Annotated in this window: 18 protein-coding genes and 1 pseudogene; 1 reads left to right on the top strand and 18 read right to left on the bottom strand. The window is 61.6% G+C overall.

The window, feature by feature from the left end:
* Window positions 1–10: 10 nt before the first annotated feature.
* The 14 genes from G3O00_RS14155 to rfbB form a co-directional block, all read right to left on the bottom strand.
* The gene (locus G3O00_RS14155) at window positions 11–1,033 is read right to left on the bottom strand and encodes a hypothetical protein (RefSeq protein ID WP_206143327.1); all 1,023 of its coding nucleotides are present in this window, start codon (window positions 1,031–1,033) and stop codon (window positions 11–13) included.
* Window positions 1,034–1,662: 629 nt separating this feature from the next.
* A complete protein-coding gene (locus G3O00_RS14150; protein ID WP_206143326.1) occupies window positions 1,663–3,726 on the bottom strand; it encodes an acyltransferase family protein in 2,064 nt (687 codons plus the stop codon).
* Between the two features lie 79 nt (window positions 3,727–3,805).
* Entirely contained in the window at window positions 3,806–4,918 is a 1,113-nt protein-coding gene (locus tag G3O00_RS14145) for a glycosyltransferase family 4 protein (protein ID WP_206143325.1), read from the bottom strand.
* Complete coding sequence (locus G3O00_RS14140; RefSeq protein WP_206143324.1) at window positions 4,915–7,140, bottom strand: glycosyltransferase; 2,226 nt, start codon at window positions 7,138–7,140, stop codon at window positions 4,915–4,917. The genes G3O00_RS14145 and G3O00_RS14140 overlap by 4 nt, the downstream gene beginning before the upstream one ends.
* 147 nt (window positions 7,141–7,287) lie before the next feature.
* On the bottom strand, window positions 7,288–8,349 hold the full coding sequence (locus G3O00_RS14135; RefSeq protein WP_206143323.1) for a hypothetical protein: 1,062 nt from the start codon (window positions 8,347–8,349) through the stop codon (window positions 7,288–7,290).
* A gap of 83 nt (window positions 8,350–8,432) precedes the next feature.
* Window positions 8,433–9,023, bottom strand: a complete 591-nt coding sequence (locus G3O00_RS14130; RefSeq protein ID WP_241025132.1) for an acyltransferase — start codon at window positions 9,021–9,023, stop codon at window positions 8,433–8,435.
* Window positions 9,024–9,054: 31 nt separating this feature from the next.
* Window positions 9,055–10,455 (bottom strand): ABC transporter ATP-binding protein, encoded by a 1,401-nt coding sequence (locus G3O00_RS14125; protein WP_206143322.1) that lies wholly within the window; start codon window positions 10,453–10,455, stop codon window positions 9,055–9,057.
* Between the two features lie 17 nt (window positions 10,456–10,472).
* Window positions 10,473–11,234, bottom strand: a complete 762-nt coding sequence (locus G3O00_RS14120; RefSeq protein WP_206143321.1) for an ABC transporter permease — start codon at window positions 11,232–11,234, stop codon at window positions 10,473–10,475.
* A 334-nt stretch (window positions 11,235–11,568) separates the two neighbouring features.
* Window positions 11,569–14,892 carry a glycosyltransferase gene (locus tag G3O00_RS14115; RefSeq protein WP_206143320.1) on the bottom strand — a complete coding sequence of 1,108 codons (3,324 nt, stop codon included), beginning with the start codon at window positions 14,890–14,892 and terminating at the stop codon, window positions 11,569–11,571.
* A gap of 178 nt (window positions 14,893–15,070) precedes the next feature.
* Window positions 15,071–15,682: a hypothetical protein gene (locus G3O00_RS14110; RefSeq protein WP_206143319.1), complete on the bottom strand. Its 612-nt coding sequence runs from the start codon at window positions 15,680–15,682 to the stop codon at window positions 15,071–15,073.
* A 121-nt stretch (window positions 15,683–15,803) separates the two neighbouring features.
* Window positions 15,804–16,736, bottom strand: coding sequence for a dTDP-4-dehydrorhamnose reductase (gene rfbD, locus G3O00_RS14105; protein WP_206143318.1), 933 nt, complete (start codon window positions 16,734–16,736; stop codon window positions 15,804–15,806).
* 10 nt (window positions 16,737–16,746) lie between these two features.
* The gene (gene rfbC / locus G3O00_RS14100) at window positions 16,747–17,298 is read right to left on the bottom strand and encodes a dTDP-4-dehydrorhamnose 3,5-epimerase (RefSeq protein WP_206143317.1); all 552 of its coding nucleotides are present in this window, start codon (window positions 17,296–17,298) and stop codon (window positions 16,747–16,749) included.
* Window positions 17,295–18,176: a glucose-1-phosphate thymidylyltransferase RfbA gene (rfbA, locus tag G3O00_RS14095; RefSeq protein ID WP_206143316.1), complete on the bottom strand. Its 882-nt coding sequence runs from the start codon at window positions 18,174–18,176 to the stop codon at window positions 17,295–17,297. Before rfbA ends, rfbC begins: the two co-directional genes overlap by 4 nt.
* Before the next feature lie 11 nt (window positions 18,177–18,187).
* Window positions 18,188–19,249, bottom strand: a complete 1,062-nt coding sequence (rfbB, locus tag G3O00_RS14090) for a dTDP-glucose 4,6-dehydratase (RefSeq protein WP_206143338.1) — start codon at window positions 19,247–19,249, stop codon at window positions 18,188–18,190.
* A gap of 335 nt (window positions 19,250–19,584) precedes the next feature.
* Here rfbB and G3O00_RS14085 point away from each other — a divergent pair, with 335 nt between their 5' ends.
* Window positions 19,585–20,424 carry a symmetrical bis(5'-nucleosyl)-tetraphosphatase gene (locus G3O00_RS14085; protein WP_206143315.1) on the top strand — a complete coding sequence of 280 codons (840 nt, stop codon included), beginning with the start codon at window positions 19,585–19,587 and terminating at the stop codon, window positions 20,422–20,424.
* Window positions 20,425–20,456: 32 nt separating this feature from the next.
* Here G3O00_RS14085 and G3O00_RS14080 read toward each other — a convergent pair whose 3' ends face one another.
* The 4 genes and pseudogenes from G3O00_RS14080 to G3O00_RS14065 form a co-directional block, all read right to left on the bottom strand.
* Window positions 20,457–21,314, bottom strand: coding sequence for a lysophospholipid acyltransferase family protein (locus G3O00_RS14080; RefSeq protein WP_206143314.1), 858 nt, complete (start codon window positions 21,312–21,314; stop codon window positions 20,457–20,459).
* A gap of 19 nt (window positions 21,315–21,333) precedes the next feature.
* Window positions 21,334–22,611, bottom strand: a complete 1,278-nt coding sequence (locus G3O00_RS14075) for a dihydroorotase (RefSeq protein ID WP_206143313.1) — start codon at window positions 22,609–22,611, stop codon at window positions 21,334–21,336.
* Between the two features lie 52 nt (window positions 22,612–22,663).
* On the bottom strand, window positions 22,664–23,695 hold the full coding sequence (locus tag G3O00_RS14070) for an aspartate carbamoyltransferase catalytic subunit (protein ID WP_041492755.1): 1,032 nt from the start codon (window positions 23,693–23,695) through the stop codon (window positions 22,664–22,666).
* A 73-nt stretch (window positions 23,696–23,768) separates the two neighbouring features.
* Window positions 23,769–23,872: pseudogene (locus G3O00_RS14065) on the bottom strand (bifunctional pyr operon transcriptional regulator/uracil phosphoribosyltransferase); the annotation flags it as partial.

Raw genomic sequence — 23,872 nt, 5'->3', positions numbered from 1 at the left:
GGCCACGGCGTCAGGCTGCCAGCATCTGTGCCACCGGCTTTTTCGCCGTAATCTCGAACTCGTAGCATCGGCCGTTCTTGCGACCACGATCGATAATCGTCGGCGTCTCGAAGCCCGCCTCGGTCAGCAGCTTGATCATCGAATCCGGCGTGAACATGTTGAAATGGAAATCGCCATCGTAGTCCTGCCCGCCATACATCACTTCACGCAAATCATCGTATGGATACGTGCCATTCGAGTATTCGCGGATCATCGCCTCTGCATCGGGCACGATCGCCTTCAACTCGCCTCCGGTCCGGAGCAGCCCGAAGAAATACGGCAGCAGCTCGCGACGCAGTTGCTCCTCCGGAAAATGTTCCAGCAGGTGCGCCGAAAAGATCTCGGTCAATTCGCCCTTCCCGAACGGCAATCCATCGACCTCCGACACGACGTCGACACCTGGCAGCGCACGTCGATCGACGTTCAGGTAGCCATTCAGCGGAATGTGGCCACAGCCGAGATTCAGGCGAATACCCTCGCGACGCGCGACTTCTAGCTTGTCCTGCGACAAAATTTCGGCCTTGACCCCGATCGCGCCGCCGTCTGGCTGCACTTCCCGTGCCCCGTACCGCATTTCGAACATCAGCTCGCGGCGCACGAACTCGATCCGGCCAAGCAAGTAGTCGATGGACTGTGTGCGGTCGGCCAGCGCCGATTCGCCATACCCCATCCGGTCTCGCAAGGCCGACACGTCCGAGAGCAGTGCATCGACCTTCGCCGCCAGTTCATCGATATCCCGCGTGTGCTTTCGCAACGTCATCGGCATCGCATGCACGAGATTGTCGAGATCGACCTGATGATCATCAGCAGCGGACAGCGCGCGCAGCAGCTCCGGCAATTGGTCGGCCTCGAATACGTGCTGACGATGGTTGATGCTCGCCACCGATTCACGGATCTGCGGCAGGCGTACGATCCCGACGCCAATATGAACCAATCGTCCGATTACGGGCCAGCCAGCCACTTCGCGGGCAACTTTTCTAAGTTGTTCTTTCATCTGACCACAACGCTATAAAAAAGAATAATCAAACCCATCGCCATCGCTGCACGCCGGCCCCGCCGCTGCCGTTATTGACGACAGCCCCCGACAGGCACACTTCTGCTTCGCACCGGCGCACGATACGCGGCGATCATCTGACCGTCGAACCCGTTATCGGGCCGACGAAAACGTGCTTAACCTCCGTTAGCGCAAATTCGTCGCAGGCTACGCATGGGCACCTTGCACCTGCAACACAACGTCCGCGGACTGACGACGCATTCGAATCGTCGCAAGTAGACGTTGCGGCCCGCCGTAATCACGGCCGACCGAAACCCGCATCATAAATCGGCAATACGAATATGTCTTCGGCGCGTAAACACGGTCGCTGCAAAGATCGCAAGCGATTCGAATAAATGATAATCCCGGTGTAGAGAGCAAGCCCCACCGTTCGGCAGGCTTGCCCTGCGGGCGCGCCCCGTGATCGTGGACGGTCCAGTCGAAAATTGTCTCCAGCTCACGGCATGTCCGAACGCGACGAAACCGCAAGCCCTGCGGAATGGCGTATGGATTTCCTCTGTCGTACATCACATGGATTGCGACCCCACAATCCATGCGACCGTGTATTGTATTTTTCCTTTTCCGGCGTTTTAAAGCAGCTTCAACATGAACGACTCGAAACTTGGCAAGACTCGCAGATTCCCGTATCCACTGATGTGGTCGCCATCAAAGAACAGCGGACGGCGGCCGTCATATGCCGAACACGTTGTGTCTGAACACAACGACGGCAACGGATCCCACGTATGCACGCCAGGCACTGCCGCTTCCATCCGTGAATACGCTTTCAGAATCGGCGCCCGCATTTCGTCGATTTCACTTCGGCTGATTATCGGGCCCCGTTCGCAGATCGGGTTGTGTCGATTGAACCAGTCGGAGCAACGATACGGAACCATTCGGAAAATCGGCTTCGGCGCCTCCAAGACGACCTTGCCACCACGCCTCTCGATGTCGCGCAGCTCCGGAATGGCCTCCTGGACAGCCTGGTCTCGGCCTTTGTCTGCCTCGTCACCGAACAGTTGCTTTCTCGCGGTCTCGTCACCGAAATACGCCCATTGATCGATCATCCGGGGCAAACGCAGGGAGGGCAGAAAAACGACGTCCCCCGGTTGCAGTCGGGTCAACATGTCCTTCAACGCCGAATCGCCGTATTGATGGCAAACGGGATTGCCATCCTCTCGCCAGGGCTGCAAGCTGAGGAACGGACAACCGGCATTGTTGTACGCATAGACGGTAACACCCGTTTGAACCACAAACTGCTTGAACATGCCGGAATAGGCCATCGCGTGCGAATCACCGATCACGAATATGCGATGCTGACTCTTCTGGGGCAGATCACAATTCTTGCGCGAGTAGATCCACAGCTGGCCGCCTTGCACATCTTGTGGTGCAACGTCGGTATGGCACCCGGGGAACGCGGGATTCGTGTCGGTCCCGTACGGATACCAGTCTTCCCCATGTCTGGTGACGGTGCTGAGCGAAAATCTCGGCTGATCTTCGGCCATCTTCGCCGAAACCCACGCCCCTCCGCCCATTAGACACAATCCGAGCGCAACGACGATCAGCCGCGGAATTCGAACCGCGGACAATCCGTGACGGAACGGCTCCTCGATGAAGCGATATGAAGCAATCGCAAATGCAAAGGTCAGCGCGACAGCACAAACAATCGCGACCGGCGACTCGAGCCCGGTCGTCCAGCGCAGCACGACGTATATCGGCCAGTGCCAAAGATAGAGAGAATAGGAAATCCGGCCGATGAAGCGTGCGGGAGCGCTTTCGAGAAGCGTGGAAATCAGGCCTGCGTGCTGCCGGCCATAGAGGAATCCCAACAGCCCGACAGTGCCGACAACCGGCAGAATCGCCCCGGGAAACGGATAATGATCCGACTTCGAAATCACGAGCCCGACCATCACGACGAGTGCCGACAGCCAAGCGCCTGCCTTGGTCCACGCAGTGGCAGGGGCGCGCGTCGATTCGGTCGTGATGAACCCGGAAAGCACGAAGCATTGGTAAAGGAGAACACCGGCGGCCAATTCCCAGAACCGGCCGAAAATGAAATAGAAAGCTTGTGTCTGATTGGTTTGCCCCAGCCAATGTCCCCAAGCCAGCGAAGCACCCAACCCTGCCGCAATCAGGATAACGGACAGATGGCGCCAGTTCTTGCGCGCAAGCCAGGCCCAGAAGAGGAACGGAAAAGCAAGATAGAACTGCTCCTCGACGCCAAGCGACCACGTGTGCGTGTACGGATTGAATTCGGCAGTCGGTGAAAAATAGTCGTTGCCGCCGGCGCCCAGGATGAAATTGCTCAACCCGAAGAACGCGTACAGTCCGGTCATCTGACTCTTGTCGCTCAGGTAGGACGACGGAATGACGAGCGCCGAAACGAGACCGGTTACCAGCAACACCACGATCAGCGCGGGCAGGATCCGCCGCATTCTTCGTGCATAAAAGAGCAGCAGAAGCCGCCCGGGCGATATCGAACCGAGGTTCGCGACAGACGAACTGACCACAAAGCCAGATATCACGAAGAAGATGTCGACCCCTGAAAAGCCACCTGGAAGCCAGTGCCCATTCAGGTGAAAAAGCATGACCGACAGCACCGCCAATGCGCGTAGGCCGTCGATATACGGAAAGTAGGCTGTCTTCTCACTTGCCATCGTTAGATATCTGCGAAATAAGGTGCGTCTCTGTTGCCCGCTTGGTGAAGCACGTCGCACGCGAGCGTGCACCCTTGAATTACTGGATGTTGTTGACGAGATTGACGAACCGTCGCGCAACCTTGTTCGGAGAGAACTGTTCGGCATATCGGGTCGCGTGCTTGACGAACGACGCGTAACTCCCCTCCTCCTTGCCGCGCCACGTTGGAGACGTCATCCGCTCGACCGCCCGGCCAAGTTCCGAGGAAAGGCCTTCCAGGCTGCCGGTATCAACGAGTTGCCCGAATCCGTTGGTTACGGACGGGACATTGGAGTTGTCGTAGGCAATGACGTAGCAGCCGTTTGAAATTGCCTCGATAATCGGAACACCGAATCCTTCGTGATAGGTCGGCAACACGAACAGATCCGCGTCCTGGAGAATTTCATGCTTCTGCGCTTCCGACGCATTGCCGTGAATCTTCAATGAAATGCGGTGGCCGTACTGTTGCGTCAGCGACGCCATCATGGTCTCGATCTGCGCCAGCAATTCGGGATCGGAGAACAGCAGGTTGCCGACCATGTCGAGCCTTAGACGACATGCCTGGTTCGATTCCAGCACATTGCCGAGCGCCATCAACAACTCGTGCGGCCCCTTCGATTTGACGAACCGGCCGATGAACGCCATACGGACGGTATCATCGTCGACGCTCGGCTTTTTCGCAGGCGCGTGCGACATCGAATGAATGGCCAGCGGCAACACCGTTGCTGGCGTATTGATACCGGCCTTGCGCAGCACGTCCAGATTCGTGTCGCTCACACAGACGACATGATCGGCCCACGCGATGTTCGACATCTGCGAGAAGGACTGATCGATCAATGCACGGCTCTCGGGCTTGACGAACTCACGAGGTGTGACGTTGTGGAACACTACGACTCGCTTCGCTCGGGCCGGAACGATCGATAGCAAATCGAACAGCGGGTAATAAATGCCGAAGTGAAAAATCACGACGTCGCTTTCAAGGAAGTGAGCGTCGTACGCGATATCCGCGACATTGCTGACGACCTTCGACGGAAGGTCATCATGTTCACATACATAGGCGAACAGACGAATGTCATCGATGCCGCTCGCGCGTAAAGCACGAACCTCGTCACGAATGCTGTTCGAGATCGCGTCGTTCTTTACGCAAATTCCGTTCACGTAGGAAATCTTCATTGCGTGACCGGCTCGAGCTGGTTACGAATCGCAAGCGCGTAGAGCGCCGAACTTTCGGACGCCATGCGCGTTGCCGTGAATCGTTCTTCAAACAGCCGCTTGCCTTCCGCCCCCATGCGCGCACGCACATCCGGAGAATTCGCGAGCGTCCGGATCGCTTGCGCGAGCGATTTCGAATCGCCCGGCGTGACCAGAAGCCCTGAAATGTCATGTGAAACGACTTCCGGCATCCCGCCTGCAGCGCATCCGATGACCGGTTTTCCTTCACGCATCGCTTCGAGAAACACGAGGCCGAACGACTCGAACCGGCTCGGTGCGACAAAAATATCGCACTCTGCATACGCGGCACGCACGACTGCGTCCGGGGCCCGGCCTTCGAATGACACGCGATCGCCCCACTTGCGGCCTGCCTCCGAATCGACGAACGCATCCTTGAACGTGCGCCCGCCCGGCCCGGGAAGCGTATCGTCACCGATTACCCGTACCTTCAGGTTCGGTATATCGGCCATGACCTCCGGCAACGCTTCCAGCAGTACGTCGATTCCCTTGCGCGGCTCGAGTCGACCGACAAACAACAACGTTACCGAATCGGTCTTCGCCGCGGGCTGCCCTTCCTGCGCAATCGACTTGGCCGCGAGGCCATGCGGGACGACGACCGTCTTCTGTCGATCGAACTTGAAGCCATACGCGGCCTCGATTTCGGTCACGATCGCGCGGCTATTCGCTCGCACCGCGTCAGAACGCGTCATCATTTCCGCTTCCAGCGCGAGCATCGGCTTGCCGAACGACTTCATCCACTCCGCGTCGGCGGCATACTCCGGGTGGGTCTGAATCCAGAAATGGAGCGTCGTATGCAGGCTGGTCACCACCGGCCAAGTACCGTCAAACAGGAACGCACATCCCTCGCAATCCCAGATCGGCGCCTCGATGACGCCGATCTTGCGGTGCGATGCGATACGCCTGACTTCCTGAAGCGCCGTCGTCGACCAGTTCCAAATGTGAGCCGGAATCTTCCGTTCGACTGCAGCCGGAGGAAGCTCCGATTCTTTCGTCACGATGCGATGGATCCATGCGCCGTTTTCAAAGTCCACTCGATTGAAATCCGGGCTTTGCGTAATCACGTGGACAACGCGTCCCTCGGCCCCCAATCCTTCAGCGAGATCCTTGTTGAAGGTAGCGATCCCGCCGGACTGCGCCGGCGCATAGTCACGCGCGATCAATACGATCGCGTCCTGATCCGGATCGCCGAACGTCTCGAACTTCTTGAACTGGCCGGCAACGCGTGCCTTCTTTTCTGCCGTGATCAGCTCTGCGTGCCCGCGCAGGCCACGCTCGACGCCCGTATCCCAGGCACGCGTGCTTTCTTCCTTGAATTTCGCGAGCTCGGACGTGTCAAGACGGCCTCCGTCTATATGGAAGCGAATATCGTTCTCATGCCCTTGCGAGAACTTTCGATTGTCATCGAAGATCTCGTCCAGCGGCAGATACTTGCGTGCATGCTTGAGTGAAAAATAGATCTTGTTCTTGATGACCGGATACCGGTATCGCGTGATCTTGTGATCGTCGCGCACATGGCTCGGCGCAAACTTGTGATGCACGTATGCATTCGGCAATTGGCGGATGACGTATCCTGCATCGACCAGCCGGCAACACAACTCCGTTTCATCGAGGTAATACTCGATCTCCTCGTCGAAGCCGCCCACTTCCATCAGGGCCGAACGACGAAACGATGCGTTCGTTCCCTGAAGATACGGAAATTCGTAGGACCCCGGAAAACACAGATGCTCTGCGCTTTTCTTGGCTGCCCAGTTTGAATTGCCGAGGCGATTGGCCGTGCTGTATTCGTACTGGTACGTATAGCCGGTTTGATCGAACACGAGACCGCCCGCACCGCCGATCTCCGGGGAGTCGTATGCCGCAGCGAGCTGGGTCAGCCATTCCGGCTCGGGTATCGCGTCATCGTCGATGAAGGCCACGACATCGCCTTCCGCCATACAGATGCCGACGTTCCGGGAGACCGACAGATTTGCGACTGGACAGGTTCCGGCGCGGACGAAAGGGGCCCAGGACTCAATCACTTCCGCCGATGCGTCGGTCGATGGGCCGTTGACTACAATGACTTCGAAGTCACCAGCGTACCGAATCCAGCGAAAACTCTCCAAGGTCTTCTGCAATAATCCGGCACGATTGAGCGTATTTATGACAATCGAAAAGCTCAACATGGGTTACCTCGATCTATCGGTACAGTATTTAATGGTGAAACGACACCGCGCGCGACATGTTGTCGTTCGCCACATGCATCGCTTCGTCACGTCACGCCACGCCCACTCGGCCTCCGGAGGAAGGGAGCGGATACGCAGGCCATCGCATCAGGCTTTCGCTGCGCGCTTCGCGACAATTTCAAATTCGTAACAGTTTCCGTTGCGGCGTCCTGCTTCCACCAGCGAGACGTCGGCAAACCCAGCTTCCTTCAGGATTGCCGACATGGACTCGGGCGTGAACATGTTGAAATGGAAATCGCCGTCGTAGTCCTGACCACCGAACGTGACTTCACGCAAATAAGCGTAGGGGTAGTCACCATCGATGTAGTTCTTCATCATTGCCTGCGCGTCCGGCACGACCGCATGAAACTCGCCGCCCGGTTTCAGAAGATCGAACCAGTACGGCAACAACTCGCGGGCCATCTGTTCCTGCGGAAAATGCTCAAGCAGGTGTGCCGAGAAAATCTCGGACAACTCCCCGCTCTTGAACGGCAACTCGTCGACTTCCGACACGATGTCCACGCCGGGCAGCGCACGACGGTCCACATTCAGATAGCCATCCAGTGCGATATGGCCGCACCCGAGATTGAGCCGCAACTCGCCATTGTCGGCAGCGGCTGCCACTTTCTCTTTTGCAATGATTTCGGTTTTCGCCTTGAGCGCATCGTCGTGCTCACCAGGCGACGATGCGCCGTAACGCATTTCGAACATCAATTCCCGGCGGACGAACTCGACGCGTCCGAGCAAATACCGGACCGAATCGTCCATGCCGCTCAGGCGATCATTCATCTGACCGACAAGCGTCGCAGCTTGCGACAGTTGCTCACCCACGCGTTCATCCTGCTTCTGCTGGTTCTCGCGGCCGAACGCCTTGCCTTCCTCGATCAGCGATTTCAGCTGCTTGACGTCGCTATGAAGTCGTCGCAACGCGACGGGTACCGAGCGGACAAGATTGTCTTGGTCGTTATCGAGCAACCGCTGACGATCGTTCAACTCCGACAGCGTTCGCAAGAGCATCGGCAGTTGATCTCTCTCGTACACTTCCTGACGACGCATGACGTCGGCGCGGAATTCGGGCAACCGAATCGCTGCGACCACGATGCGAACCAGCCGGCCCACTACCGGCAAGTCCGCAACGACGCGGACCGCCTTTCTGATTTCTGCCTTCATTTCATTCAACTCTCAAATTCGCTCGGTAAGCTTCTACCGCGTGTTATGGCCGTTCGACGACCAGCACTCACCGGGGACCGGACTCAAACCAGCTTCCTGATTTTTCGTGCCGGAACACCTCCGTACAACCATCCGGCGTCGACCTCACCACACGTCACAACCGCACCCGCGGCGATGACGGCATGGTCGCCTATCGTGCAAGGCCCCGCGACAACCGCATTGGATGCAATCCAGACCCCTTCTCCGATCACGATGTCACGCCCGTCGCGGGGATAGTCGTGTCGGGCAGACATTTTTTCCGTCACCGGGTGTGTTCCCGTAATCAGGCTGACGTTGTGACCGAAGAACGTTTGAGCACCGATCACAATGCGTCCCGACGACACGTTCATCAGTGTGTTGACCAACTGCACACCGTCTCCCAGCGTGACACGATCCCAATCCCCGCCGAACAGAACCGGCGTCATGACGAGTCGCTGCGCAATCGCCGGCGTCATGCGGTCGACGAGACGCTCGATCAGGACATCGGATTCCGGTATGTCGGACAACTGCTTCGCGACGACCTGCCGCGCAATACGGTCCGCGAATTCCGGCGACCCGACAAGCCGGGCGACCACGCGCTCGGTCACGGCTTCGGTCAGGCGATCGCGGATCCTTGTCCTAAGACGCTGAAACATGCGAATGTCCGAGTGATATGTGCACGATCGATCAATCCAGTGAATGCATCGAGACTGCGTAGTTCACGTGCACGACACCCCACAGATCGCGCTTCACGACTTCGTCCGGGAACCGTACGGCAAACCGCGCACCGCCCACGCAATAGTCGATCACGTTCGTCACGAGGCTCTGCCCGCGGTTTTCCGGGTGTTCTGTCGTCACGCCGACCCCCGCGATCAGGCCGTATTCGCCCGGACACAGCGGATTGGCAAACGAAAACTCGATCATGTGCTGGATGTGCGGAGCCGCATCCGACGGAAAAACGTCCTGTACCTCCGAACTGAAATGCAGGATTTGTCGGCCCGACGAGTCCGTGATGCCGAGCGCCAGTGAACTACGTTTCGGCGGCTGCGATTCGACATGGAAGAACACGCGAACGCGCAGCGTCTTCTCGATATCGACCGTGTCGCACTCGTTGCCTTCCGGATCGATCACGCTGATGTCATCGATCCGAATCTCGCCGGTACCCGTGCGCAGGGGCTCGACACGAGATGAAAAGGCACGGGTACGCGCCTTGTCCGGGCGCATGTGCGTGACCGTCGTCGATGCGCCGCCCTCGCCAGTTGCAACGCCTGCGGTCACAGGCGTGTCGACCGGCTCGTCGTCATCGTCGATTTCCGTCACGTCGATGCCCGCACGTACCATCCGGCTGAACACTTCGCTCTGGTACGCAGCGCCGACCTGCTTCGAACTGCCCAGCAGACGAACGCGCCCTTTCTCGAGCCACAGGCCTCGATTGCATAGCGCACGAACCGAATCCGCTGCATGCGTGACGTAGATGAAAGTCGTCCCTTCATCGAGCATCGTGCGAATTTTGTGCAGACATTTGTTCTGGAAATACGCATCGCCGACGCTCAGCGCTTCGTCGACAATCAGGATGTCCGGCTGCACGTAAACCGCGCACGCGAACCCCAACCGGACGGCCATCCCGCTGCTGTACGTCTTGACCGGATGATCGACCGCGCCGCCCAGCTCGCTGAAGCGGATGATTTCAGGCTGCGCTGCGAGAGCTTGCTCCTGAAGCATTCCGTGCAGCATGCAGAACTGAACAATGTTCTCGCGGCCAGAAAGCTCGGGGTTGAAACCGGCCCCCAGCTCCAGCAGCGCAGATACGCGGCCGGAGACATTGACCAGCCCCGTGCTCGGGTTCAACACGCCAGCCAGAATCTTCAGCAGTGTGCTCTTGCCGCTGCCGTTTTCGCCAACCACACCGAACCTGTCCCCTCTCTCGAGCGAAAAGGATACGTCGTCCAGGGCCCTCGTCTCGCGAAAATACTGTCGCTTGCCGGCCGACATGAGCTCGAGCAGACGATGGCGCGGCGACGAATACGAACGGTAGATCTTGCTGATGTTGTTCAGCTCTATAACCTTTGAGCGATCTTGTGTCGACATGAGCTAACTCTTCAGCCTTAAAGAACGTCCGCGAAGCCGGGCTTCAGCTTGCGAAAAATGAATGCGCCGATCGCAACCGTGGCCACCGCCACGACAACAAGCACTCCGATATATTCCCAATTGAATGGAATACCTGGAAACACCGCCTGTCGCGAAGTCTCGACCATGTAGTAGAACGGATTGAGCGTCATGACGATATTGCGCACCCAGATCATGCGCGACGCCTCGACCATCGTGGCGGGATACAGGATCGGCGTAAGCCAGAAAACGATGTTCGTGCAAAGCGGTACGATCGGCACCATGTCGGGAACATAGGCGGAAATGGCTGAAATCCCGTACGCGAAGCCGATCGAAATTGCGAGCGAAAGCGCCCAGATCACCGGGAACATCCAGATCATGGTTCCCGGCACGACGCCCTTGATAATCAGCAGGCCGATGACAAACACGAAGATGATGCCCTGACTGATCAACGCGGAGGTCAACGGAATCAACGGCAAGACCCACACGGGAAATGCGATCTTGCTGATCAGATAGCTGTATTCGCGCAAAATTCCGGTGCTACGCCCGGTCACTTCGGTAAATACGGTCCACAGCGAGAACGGGACAAAATAGAAGAGCGCGAACGGAATGTCGCCGTACTGCGCCCCCATTCGCCCTCGCATCAGAATCGAGAACACGACGACGTTGATCAGCGAGTAGAGCAACGGCACCCCGACGTTCCAAGCCGTACCTGCGTAGGAACTCGCATAGCGGTTCTTCAGATCGCGCTTTGCCAGCATCCACGCCAACCTCAGTGAACTCGCGCTGGAGTGATGTGATTTTTCCTGCATCGGTTTTCAATACCCAATTAATTGGAGTCCCATCGATCGCGGACTCGAATGACATGCGCCGAGTCGCACATACGGCGAGACGAACACAAGCGCCTATAACCCTTGTCACCATGCGGATCGGCGCGATGGCCCGCACTCCGGCTTTGCTGCCGATCGCCGAAATACGCATGCGCCCCCGCGAAAGGGAACGATGTTGACATCTCATGTGCCAGACCGGAAAGATCCGTAGTCGCCGAACCGCACGAAAGGCCGACTCGGCGCACGTTCGGCCAGCGTATCGGCGTCATTTTATCAGCCCGTCCTGATCGATTGACCGCCCGACAACGAGCCCCCGCACCATCCCGCCCAGCCGCGCCGACATCTCGTCCCACGAGCGCGCCCGGATCCAAGACGCCTGCGCGTCGGCCTTGCTGCCGAGCAAGGCCCGGTCGCCCAGCAGTTCGCCCAGCGAGGTCCCGATCGCATGCGCATCGGTCCCGGCAAAGCGGTGCACCATGTCGCCGAGATCGTCGAAGATCGGGATCGGCGTGCAGGCAACCGGGCGATTGGCCGCGAGGCCATACCGTACGGCGCCGCTCGCGGATTCGGCCGTGTCCTGATAGGCGAATACGATCAGATCCGCCGCGTCCAGGTAAGCGAAGCTTTCCCGGTCCGGCAGGAAATCCGTGATCATCCGCACACGATCGCCCAGGCCGAGCGCCTTGATCCGTTGCCGACAGCGTTCCGCCACGGCCTCCGAGTCGGCGACCGGATAAAGCGCATTCACCATCAGCAGATGCGCTGTGGCGAAATCCACCGACATGACCGCAAACCCTTCGATGACCTCTTCGAGTCCCTTGTGCGGCAACAGGAAACCGTAAGTCGCGATCACCGGCGCACCCGCCGGAATATTCAACGCGGCCCTGCTGGCGAGCCGGTCCGACGACTCCCTTGCATGCACGCCGTGCGGGAACAGCGTCGCATTGCCGGCAAGACCCAGCGCGCGTAGCCGATTCAGGTCGTCGATGCCGTGCACCAGCAGACGATCCGCGCGCGCCAGCGCACCGGCTATCTCCGACAACGATGCGCGGAGCTCGGGCGTATCGACGTCCTTCGTCGAATGGAACGTGACGACGATCGGGATCGCATACGCATGGGCGTACTCGACGAGCCGGGCCGTCGACTCCATGCTGAAGAAGCCATAGTTGTGCTGCAGCACGATCGCGTCCGGTTTGCACTGATCGAGCGCCGCGAGCAGTTCGTCGACGCGTCCGCGCTGGTCCGTCCAGCAGCGGGTGACCTCCGGGCCGTCCGCCACGACGACGGCAGGATCGCGCGACGCCAGAATGCGCACGTCGAACTGCGCCGGATCGAGCCCCGCGACCAGGAACGACGAGTAAGTGGCAATCCCGCACTTCGTGTTCCACGACGAGATCCACGCCAGCCGCGTGCGGCCCGACGCAACCGGTTCGACCGCGCCGACCACCGTCTGCAGCGCCCCGAAACGCTCGGCACAGCGATCCCACGTAAACGCCGCTTCGAGGAGTGAGCGGCCCCGCTCCGCCTTCGTGCGACGCACGTCATTCGTCGCAGCGTGTACCGCCCGCAACTGGGCAACCAGGCTATCCACGCTCGGTTCGGCCCACACCGAATCGAACAGGCCAAGATGCGACTTGGCCCCCTCGAACGTATAGTCGACGAGCCATGCGGTTTCGTCGGTGCAAAAATCGGTCTGACCACCGAACGCCGTCGTGATCACCGGCAGCCCGAACCACATTGCCTCGCCCATCGGCAACCCGAAGCCTTCGCCGCGCGACGGCGCCACGAACGCGTTGCAGCGTTGATACAGATCGACGATCTCGCCGGCATCGAGGTCAGCGTCGATGAGGACGATCTCCGGACAGTCGGGATGGCGCCGACGCAACGCGGCGATCTGTTCAGCTACCGAGTTGTGCGGATTAGGGAACGTCTTGATGATCAGCGATACGTCATCGCGCGCGGTAAACGCTTTCGCGAACGCATCGAGCAGCACATCGACGCCTTTGCGCGGGAAACACGACGACACGTGCAGGAAACGGAAGCCTTTGCCGAGCGGGCCGCGGTACTCGCGACGCGGCGTGCGCGCGACATGGTCGACACCAAGGCCGACGTTCGCGATCGGGCCGGCAAAGCCGTTGTCGCGCGAGACCTTGGCGACGAACGACGACGTCGCCGCAATGCCATCGAGATTCTCGTTGAACGATGCAACCCACGCGCCCGGCAGTTCTGACTCCTCCCACGCGAAGTGCAGGAAGTTGAACAACCCGTCCATGTCATGCACGCGCGGTGGATAGAGATCGCGAATGACGACGCCGGCACCGCTGCGCTTGCTGCCGCGCGCCACCAGACCCGGCAGCCCCGGGATCGCAGCGATCCGCTGCTTGTCGGGCGCATAATCGCCGGGGCCTTCCGTCGCGAACAGACCGACTTCGCCGGGGCTCGCGCGGTCGAGCGCAAACGCCAGCTCGCGATTCACCAGCGCGAGACTGTACGACGTTTCGAACGGGCCTTCGACCTGATAGCGCGGCGCGAGCACGCAGTCGTCCGCGGTTTCCGCCGTGATCGGCCGGGGAATCTCGACGCCCTCCTTCCGCAGAAAGCGCTGCAGTTGATCAAGCAGCGCAGGCCGCTCGAACTGTCGAACCCGCTTGCGCTGTTCGATTACGACTGCACGATGCAGCGCACGATCCTCCATCACCGTCCGCACGAGCGCAGCGACCGCCTGCGGATGCTTGTCGTGCACCAGCAATCCGGCGCCCCCGAGCGTCGACTCGATATTGCTGCTTGCGTAAGCGATCACCGGAACGTCGAAGGTCATTGCCTCGATCAGCGGGACGCCGAACCCCTCGTGGTCGCTCAGGCACAGGAACGCAGCCGCGGAGCGATACCACCCGTACAAATCTGCGTCGGACACCTTTCCCGCGAAACGGACGATCTCGCCCAGTTCGAGATCGGCGATCAGCTTGCGCAACTCGCGATAGTACGGCTCCTCTTCGCCATATCCGCCGACGAACACGAACTGGAACGGACTCGGCAGGATCGCGCGCAACTGGGCGGCGGCCTCAACGAGATCGCGATGCGCCTTGTTCGGGGAAATGCGTCCGACGAACAGGATGGTCGGGATTTGCGACTGCTCCTGGACCAGCGCATCGTTCCACTCCGCCGTGCGAATGCGTGCGGCATCGATCAGCAGCGGAATCGTTTCGACCTTCTGGTAACCACACTCGCGAAGCTCCTGGGCATTCAGGTCGGATACCGCGATCGCGGAAGCGACGTGCTCGCGGAACGTATCGAGTTGCGCCCGTCCTTTCACCGAGTAATGCCGGAACGGTGACTGTTCGTCGAAGAACGATTCAGGCGTGATGTTGTGATAGATAAGGACCGTCGTACACGGGAGATTCAGAATCCACTCATCCTGATCGTGTCCCATCGAGTGATGCAGCAGCATCACGTCGTCCGCCGATCCGTCGTATTCCCGGAAATAGCGAATGCGACCAACCAGTTCCGGCGCAACGTGTTCCGCGAAAATCTCGGATTCGAACCCGAGCTCGCGCAACAGCGCCTGGATCATGAACATGCTATTCGTCACCGCGTCTGCAATCGCGCTTCCGGAGTGAAACTGATTGATCGAGCGGACGCGCCTTGGACGAGCGCCCTGCCCGGAATTCGTTGCGTCAGACGTGCTCTGGAGTGCGATATTTGGGGAAGCCACGGCGGCAGTTGCTCCGTTCTGCATAAGGTTCAGTCTGAAATCCGTGCCGGCATGCTCAACGCCCGGACGCAGCGTCGTCGCGCGCCGGTGCCGTCGCCGCACAGATCTCGGTCAGCCGCGCGGCGAGCTTGCGTGTATCGACACCGACCACCCGCGCATCGAGGAAGCCCTCGACGGTTGCGCGGTCGCAATGCGGCACACGTGCCGCCATGCGCTCGGCGTAATATCGACGCGATACGCTTCCTTCCTTCCAGCGTGTAACCGAAATGGACTGTGTGCCGGCAAAACGCGGAGCTGCGAGACGAGCCACGCGAGCCCAGATCCCAGGGTGGTTGTCGCGAAGCCAGAACACCAATTTGCGCGCGAGCGTGCTCCGTCGCGCCGTCTCGCGAAACGCCGTCATGCTGCGCCGCTTCAGCACCGCCCACGACGGGTCGCGCGCGAACCTGATGGCCGATTGCGCGACGCGCACGGCACCGCGCAACGGCGCCGTGACCCTCCATGAAGTGCTCGACAGTACGTCGTTCAACTGTCGCTCTGCCGCGTCCGCGCGGGCCTGCGTCGCCGACATGTCGTAGCCCGTGCGGCGCATGTGCGCAGCGGTCTCACGCGCCAATGTCTGCGCCCGCTCGAATTCCGCCTCGAGTTCCGCGATACGTGCGCGCAACGTTTCCGCATCGGCGACATTCGCCTGCTCCGCTTCGGCGGCGGGATGACGATTGCTTGAATCCATGAGTACTACACCATTCCTTGAGTCGATCAGGCCGACGTCCCTTCTCGCACCGCGCTCATGCGCGGACGAGACTGTTCTCAGTGTCGAGACGTCGACAGCACTGCTTCAGCGCGTCATGCCAGTGCGGCACGCGCACGCCGAACGCACGCTCGAGCTTCGCGTTCGACAGTCGTGAATTACATGGTCGCGCGGCGGGCGTCGGATACTCGTCGGACGGAATCGGCACCACCAGCGGCCGGCGGGCAAGCCGGCTTTCCGCGAATATCGTGTCGGCGAACCCGGCCCAGCTTGTGTCGCCGGCCGCCGTCATGTGATAGACGCCCGAATGCGCTGCCCACCACCGCGCATCGTCGCGCCGCTGCGCGAACAACTGCGCCACGACGTGCGACGTGAGATCGGCCAGCGTTTCCGACCAGGTCGGCGCACCGATCTGGTCCGCGACGACGCGCAACGTATCGTGCTTCTCCGCCAGCGCTCGCATGGTCAACAGGAAATTCTTCCCTCGCGTGCCGTACACCCAGCTCGTACGAAACACGAGATGCTTGCCGCCGGCCCGTGCGATCGCCTGCTCTCCGGCCAGCTTGGTCCGGCCGTACACATTCAGCGGCCCGGTCGAATCGGTCTCGATGTACGGTTCATCCTTGCGGCCGTCGAACACGTAGTCGGTCGAATAGTGGATCACCATCGCGCCGGCCCGCACTGCCTCGTCGGCAATGATGCCCGGTGCCTCGCCATTGACGCGCATCGCGAGATCGGGCTCGCTTTCCGCCCCGTCCACTGCCGTATAAGCCGCCGCATTGATGATCAGATCGGGGCGGAGGTCGCAGATCGCGCCGCGCAGCCGGTCAAGATCCGCGAGGTCGACGACCGTGCGGTCCGCCGCAATCACATGCCCGTGCGGCGCCAGCGTGCGCGCGAGCTCGAACCCGAGCTGCCCGTTCGCACCCGTCACGAGAATCCGCGGGTGATCGCCGGTCGCTGTGTTCATGCCTGCCCCTTCACGGATAGACCTCCGCCTGCGCCAGCCGCTTGCCGGCGCCATCTTTCGCCGCCAGTATCGGCTCACCGTCGATCGGCCATTCAATACCGATGTCGGGATCGCTCCACAGGATGCAACGCTCGAATTCCGGATACCAGTAATCGGTCGTCTTGTAGAGGAACTGGGCCGCATCGGACAACGTGAGGAATCCGTGCGCAAACCCCGGCGGCACCCACATCTGCCGCTGGTTCTCGGCAGACAGGATCACGCCCGCCCATTGCCCGAATCGCGGCGAATCGCGGCGGATATCGACGGCGACGTCGAACACGGCACCCTCGATCACGCGCACGAGCTTGCCCTGCGCATGGTCGATCTGATAGTGCAGGCCGCGCAGCACGCCCTTCACCGAGCGCGAATGGTTATCCTGCACGAACACGACGTCCGGCGCGACATGCTCCGCAAACTCGCGCGCATTGAAGCTTTCGTAGAAATAGCCGCGCGCGTCGCCGAACACCTTCGGCTCGATGATCTTGACTTCCGGCAACGCCGTTGCCGTTACCTGGATGGTCATGCAATCCTGTCCGACAGAATCTGTTGGAGATAGCGCCCGTAACTGTTCTTCGACAGTGGCGCCGCGAGCTTGAGCAACTGATCGCCGTCGATCCATTTCTGGCGATACGCGATCTCTTCCGGGCATGCGACAACGAGCCCCTGCCGCTTCTGCAGCGTCGCAATGAACACCGCGGCATCGATCAGCGAATCGTGCGTTCCGGTGTCGAGCCATGCATAGCCGCGCCCCATGATCTCGACGTCCAATGCGCCGTCGCCGAGGTAGCGCGAGTTCACGTCGGTGATTTCGAGTTCTCCGCGCGCGGACGGGGTGATCTCCGCCGCGATGTCGCACACGCGGTTGTCGTAGAAATACAAGCCAGTCACCGCGTAATTCGACCGGGGCTTCGCCGGCTTCTCCTCGATCGACAGCGCCCGGAACGCACTGTCGAATTCAACGACACCGTAACGTTCGGGATCCTGCACGTGATAGGCGAATACCGTCGCACCCGACGATTTCTCGCCCGCGCGATCGAGCCGTTTCACGAGATCGTTGCCGTAGAAGATGTTGTCGCCGAGGATCAGCGCAGACGGGTCGCGACCGATGAAGTCGCGACCAATCACGAATGCCTGGGCCAGGCCATCCGGCGACGGCTGCACCGCGTACTGGATATTCATCCCCCACTGGCTGCCGTCGCCAAGCATCGCCTCGAAACGCGGCGTGTCTTGCGGCGTCGAAATGATCAGCACGTCACGGATACCCGCGATCATCAACGTCGACAGCGGGTAATAGATCATCGGCTTGTCGTACACCGGCAGAAGCTGCTTCGACACCGCATGGGTGATCGGATACAGGCGCGTGCCGGAACCGCCTGCGAGAATAATGCCCTTGCGTGCCATCTCGGATGCCCTCAAGCGCGTTGCGCGTAGTTGGTCTCGACCCAATTGCGGTACTCGCCCGATACGACGTCGTTCACCCACGCCTGGTTGTCGAGATACCACCGGACAGTCTTCGCGAGTCCCGATTCGAACGTCTCGGCCGGCTTCCAGCCCAATTCGCGCTCGAGCTTGCGCGCATCGATCGCGTATCGGCGGTCGTGACCGGGACGATCCGTCACGTAGGCGATCTGGTCGCGATAGGATCCCGATGCTTTCGGCCGCGCGTGATCGAGCAGATCGCACAGCGTATGCACGACGTCGAGATTCTTCTTTTCGTTCCAGCCGCCAATGTTGTACGTCTCGCCCGGCACGCCGCGCGCAAGCACCTCGCGAATCGCGCTGCAGTGATCGCTCACGTACAACCAGTCGCGCACGTTCTGCCCGTCTCCGTAGACTGGCAACGGCTTGCCCGCGAGCGCATTTGCAATCATCAGCGGGATCAGTTTCTCGGGAAACTGGTACGGCCCGTAGTTGTTCGAGCAGTTCGTCGTGAGCGTCGGCATTCCATACGTATGATGATACGCACGCACGAGATGATCCGAGCCGGCCTTGGTCGCCGAGTACGGACTGTTCGGCGCATAGGGCGTCGTCTCGGAAAACTGCGGATCGGTGGCAGACAGCGAGCCGAACACTTCGTCCGTCGACACATGCAGGAAGCGGAACGCCGCCTTGTCTGCTTCGCCGAGTCCGTTCCAATGCATACGGGCGGCTTCGAGCAACGTGAACGTACCAACCACGTTGGTCTGTACGAAATCGGCGGGACCGTGAATCGAGCGGTCGACATGACTCTCTGCCGCGAAGTGCACGACCGCTCGAGGTCGGTGCTCAGAGAAGAGCGCATCAAGCGCCGCGCGGTCGCAGATGTCCACGCGCGTGAACACGTGCCCCGGATGGCCATCCAGAGGCTCCAGCGTGCGAAGATTGCCTGCGTAGGTCAGCTTGTCAACGTTGAGTACGGCCTCATCGGACCGATTCAGCCAGTCGAGCACGAAATTGGCACCGATAAAGCCTGCGCCACCCGTAACCAGGATCATGTAGCTCCCTCTAGTAATGTGCGACAGCCACAAGGGGGCCGACCGAACGCCAAGTCGCAGTGGCAGTGTGCAGCCCTAGGGCCGGCATTCTACCCGGTCGCAAAGTCCGACAATGCAATCCGGTGTTAATTTTAAGAAGGCAACCCCTCATTATAGGAAAGCACTTTCGGTAAAAGCTACGCTGCTAACAACTTGAAACAGCCCGGCGAATTCACGACGCGAAAGGGAAACGACATGCCAGCAAAACCGATTCGGACAGAATACAATTGTGCACGGTACTCATTTTCGCGATGGCTGTTCTTCACGCCGATCAAAACGTGACAACCTGACCCCTCATGCATCCAACTCCCATCGCAATCGGCGACATCCAAGGCTGTCATTCCGCTTTCCAGTCGTTGTTCGAAAAGCTTTCAGCGCCCGCCGACACCCCGCTGTGGATCGCCGGCGACGTCGTCAACCGCGGCCCGGACTCCCTCGCCGCGCTGCGTGCGCTCGTCGACCTCGGCCCGCGCGCGACCGTCGTGCTCGGCAATCACGACCTGCACCTGCTCGCGGTCTCCGCCGGCCTGCGCACCGAACGCCCGGGCGACACCATCGGCGAGATCCTCGATGCACCCGACGCCGATGCGCTGCTCGACTGGGTCCGCCACCGGCCGTTCGTCCATGCGGAGAACGGGATGCTGCTGGTGCATGCGGGCGTGCTGCCGCAGTGGGATGCGACGCTCGTGCTGGAGCTCGCCGACGAACTCCAGCGCGCGTTGCGCGCGCCCGACTGGCGCGACACGCTGCAGAAGCTGTACGGCAACGAGCCGAATCAATGGAGCCCGGATCTGAAGAAACGCGACCGGATGCGCGTCGCGTTCAACGCATTCACGCGTGTGCGCTTCTGCACGCCCGACGGTGCGATGGAATTCAAGGCGAACGGCGGCCCCGACAGCGCGCCGCCCGGCTACCTGCCGTGGTTCGATGTACCGGGGCGCCGCACGGAGGACGTGACGGTCGTGTTCGGCCACTGGGCCGCGCTCGGCCTGATGGTGCGCGAGAACGTGGTCGCGCTCGATTCGGGATGTGTGTGGGGGAACCAGTTGTCGGCCGTGCGGCTGACGGCCGATCCGGCGCAGCGCACGGTCACGCAGGTGCAGTGCGACGCGTGCCGCGCGCCGGGAGGAGAGTGATTAAGCGCTGATTCGCGGGGCCGGGAAGCGCGTCAACCCTCGCGCCCCGGCACGGGCGCATCGGCCGCCTCGCCGCCTGCCGCTCCGGCGCCAACCTCGGTCGCCGGATAAGCATGCTTCTGCAATTCCGCAAGCGACTCGGCCGTCGGCTTGTCGACCTTCGCCTGCAGCGTCGCGAGCGCAGCCGCGATCGCATCGCGCGCCGCGGCGGACGTCGCCCGCCGGTCGCCGCCCGGCGCGATCGGTTCGCACACGTACAGGTGCGCGATGATCGGGCCGCCGCGCAACACCATGTCGAGCGACTTGCCGAGCGCCAGCTCGCCCGTATAGGCCGGCGCGACCGACTGCCGCCGCTGCCCGTCCTCGTACATCAGGCAGATCGGCTGCACCGCGCAGCCAGCCGATACCGCGGCCTGGAACAGGTTCGCGTGGAACGGCAGCAGTTCCTGCCCGTCGGTCGTCGTCCCTTCCGGAAACACGCACATCAGCCCGCCGTTGCGCAGGCGCTCGGCCATCTCGTGCATGACCCGCATCGCCTCGGTGCGCTTCTCGCGCTGCAGGAACACGGTGTCGAGCTTCTCGGCGAGCCAGCCGACGACCGGCCACTGCCGCACCTCGGCCTTCGACACGAACGGCGTCGGCCGCCACGCGTTGACCGTGTAGATGTCGAGCCACGACACGTGATTGCCGACCACGAGCGCGCTCGCGTCGAGCCGCGCGCCGTCGTTGTGGACGACGAGGCGCATCCCGCAGATCCGCAGCAGCTTGAGCGACCAGCGGCGCGTCATCTCGGCGCGCCGCGCGGGCGTGACGTGCGAGAAACGCAGCGCGACGATCGCCATGCCGCGCAACAGGTGAAAAACGAGACGCAGCTTGCGAAGGGCAATCATGGCGAAGGTCCGGCGTGGTTCAGGAGCGCTCGAACGCGATCTGCCCGGCGACGAGCGTCGTGCGCACGCTGGCGGGCAGTTCGTAGCCGAGGAACGGCGAGTTGTGGCCCTGGCTCTTCAGCGCACGCGGCTCGACGCGCCAGTGTGCGCGCGGGTCGAACACGCACAGGTCGGCCGCGCCGCCTTCGGTGAGGCGGCCAGCCGGCAGCTTCAGCACGTCGGCGGGTGCGGACGTGATGCGGCGCAACGCGTGCGCAAGCGGCGTACGCGTCTCGTCGGCCCACTTCAGCGTCAGCGACAGCAGCAGTTCGAGCCCCGTCGCGCCCGGCGTCGCTTCGCCGAACGGCAGCAGCTTCTCGTCGTCGTCGACCGGCGTGTGGTCGGAGCAGATCGCGTCGATCGTGCCGTCGGCGAGCGCCACGCGAATCGCTTCGCGATCGCGCTCGCTGCGCAGCGGCGGATCGAGCCGGAACTGCGAATCGAAGTAGCCGATGTCGACGTCGATCAGATGCAAGTGATTCACGCCGACGTCGCAGGTCACGGGCAGCCCCTCGGCCTTCGCCTCGCGCACGAGTGCGAGCCCGGCCGCCGACGACAGCCGCGCGAGGTGCACGCGTGCGCCCGTCACGCGCATCAGTTCGAAGATCGTGTGCAGCGCGATCGTCTCGGCTGCAACCGGCACGCCGGACAGCCCGAGCCGCGACGCCAGCGCACCGCTCGCGGCGACACCGCCGCGGCCGATGAATGCGTCTTGCGGGCGCAGCCACGTGGTGTAGTCGTAGGTGCTCGCGTACTGAAGCGCACGCAGCAGCACCTGCGTGTCGCGCACCGGCACGTTGGCATGGGTGAAGCCGACGCAGCCGGACTCGGTCAGCGCGACCATCTCGGTGATCACTTCGCCCTTGAGGCCGACCGTCAGCGCGCCGAGCGGATGCACGTTCGCCTGGTGCAGATTGCGCGCGCGGTACTTGAGCATCTCGACGAGGCCCGGCTCGTCGAGCACGGGGTCGGTATCCGGCGGGCACACGAGGGTCGTGACGCCGCCCGCGACGGCCGCGGCCATCTCGGACGCAAGCGTCGCCTTGTGCTCGTAGCCGGGCTCGCGCAGCCGCGCGCACAGGTCGACGAGGCCGGGCGCGACGATCAGGCCCGCGGCGTCGATCGTCTTGTCCGCGTTGAAACCGGCCGGCGCCGTGCCGAGCGCGGCGATCGTGCCGCCTGCGACGAATACGTCGGCCTGCTGCTCGGTGCCGGCGACCGGGTCGATCAGCGTGCCGCCTTTGATATGAATCTTCATGCGCTGTCTGTGAATGCGTTGATTGCGTGAATAAGGATGCGCGAAAGCGGGCTCAGTCGCTGTTGCCGGCGACGATGCCCATCACCGCCATCCGCACGGCGATGCCGAACGTGACCTGGTTGAGGATCACCGACTGCGGGCCATCGGCGACCTGCGAATCGATCTCGACGCCGCGGTTCATCGGGCCCGGGTGCATCACGATCGCATCGGGCGCGGCGAGCGCGAGGCGCTCGGGCGTCAGGCCCCAGGTCTTGAAGTATTCCTGTGCGGAAGGCAGCAGCGCGCCGCTCATCCGCTCGTTCTGCAGGCGCAGCATGATGATCACGTCGACGCCCTTCAGCCCTTCGTCGAGGTTGTGGAACACCTTCACGCCCATCTGCTCGAGGCCACCCGGCAGCAGCGTGCGCGGGCCGATCGCGCGCACTTCCGGCACGCCGAGCGTGGTGAGCGCGTGAATGTCGGAGCGCGCGACGCGCGAATGCAGGATGTCGCCGACGATCGCCACGCGCAGCTTCGTGAAGTCGCGCTTGTAGTGACGGATCGTGTACATGTCGAGCAGGCCCTGCGTCGGATGCGCATGGCGGCCGTCGCCGGCGTTGATCACGTGCACGTGCGGTGCGCAGTGCTCGGCGATCAGGTACGGCGCGCCGCTCGACGCGTGACGCACGACGAACAGGTCGGCATGCATCGCCGACAGGTTGTTGATCGTGTCGAGCAGCGATTCGCCCTTGCTCGTCGACGATGCGTTGATGTTCAGGTTCAGCACGTCGGCCGACAGGCGCGTCGCCGCGATCTCGAAGGTCGTGCGCGTGCGCGTCGAGTTCTCGAAGAACAGGTTGAACACGGACTTGCCGCGCAGCAGCGGCACTTTCTTCACTTCACGGTCCGTCACGCTGACGAACTGCTCGGCCGTATCGAGGATGTGGTTGACGATCGAGCGCGGCAGGCCCTCGATCGACAGCAGGTGCTTCAGCTCGCCGTTTTTCGTGAGCTGCGGGTTGCCCTTCAGGAAGCCGTAGCGGAACCGGTCGGGGCTCGCGGTCGCAGCGGGATTGCCGGTGCGGCCAGTGGTGTCGGTGGTCATGGTGTGCGTGATTCCAACTATGCAAACGGGCCGCGGTGCAAACCAGCGGCCCGGGATACGGTTCGCGTGTCGTTCAGGCGCCGTGCGCCTCGACGCGCAGCGTGAACTGCGCATCGTCGCGTGCGAGCACGAGCGTCGCATCGGCCGGCACGTCGAGCGCGCCGCCGGCGAAACGCG

The sequence above is a fragment of the Burkholderia sp. Ac-20384 genome (assembly GCF_017104605.1).
Classification (GTDB): Bacteria; Pseudomonadota; Gammaproteobacteria; order Burkholderiales; family Burkholderiaceae; genus Burkholderia; species Burkholderia lata.
This window is presented reverse-complemented; position numbering and strand designations above follow the sequence as displayed.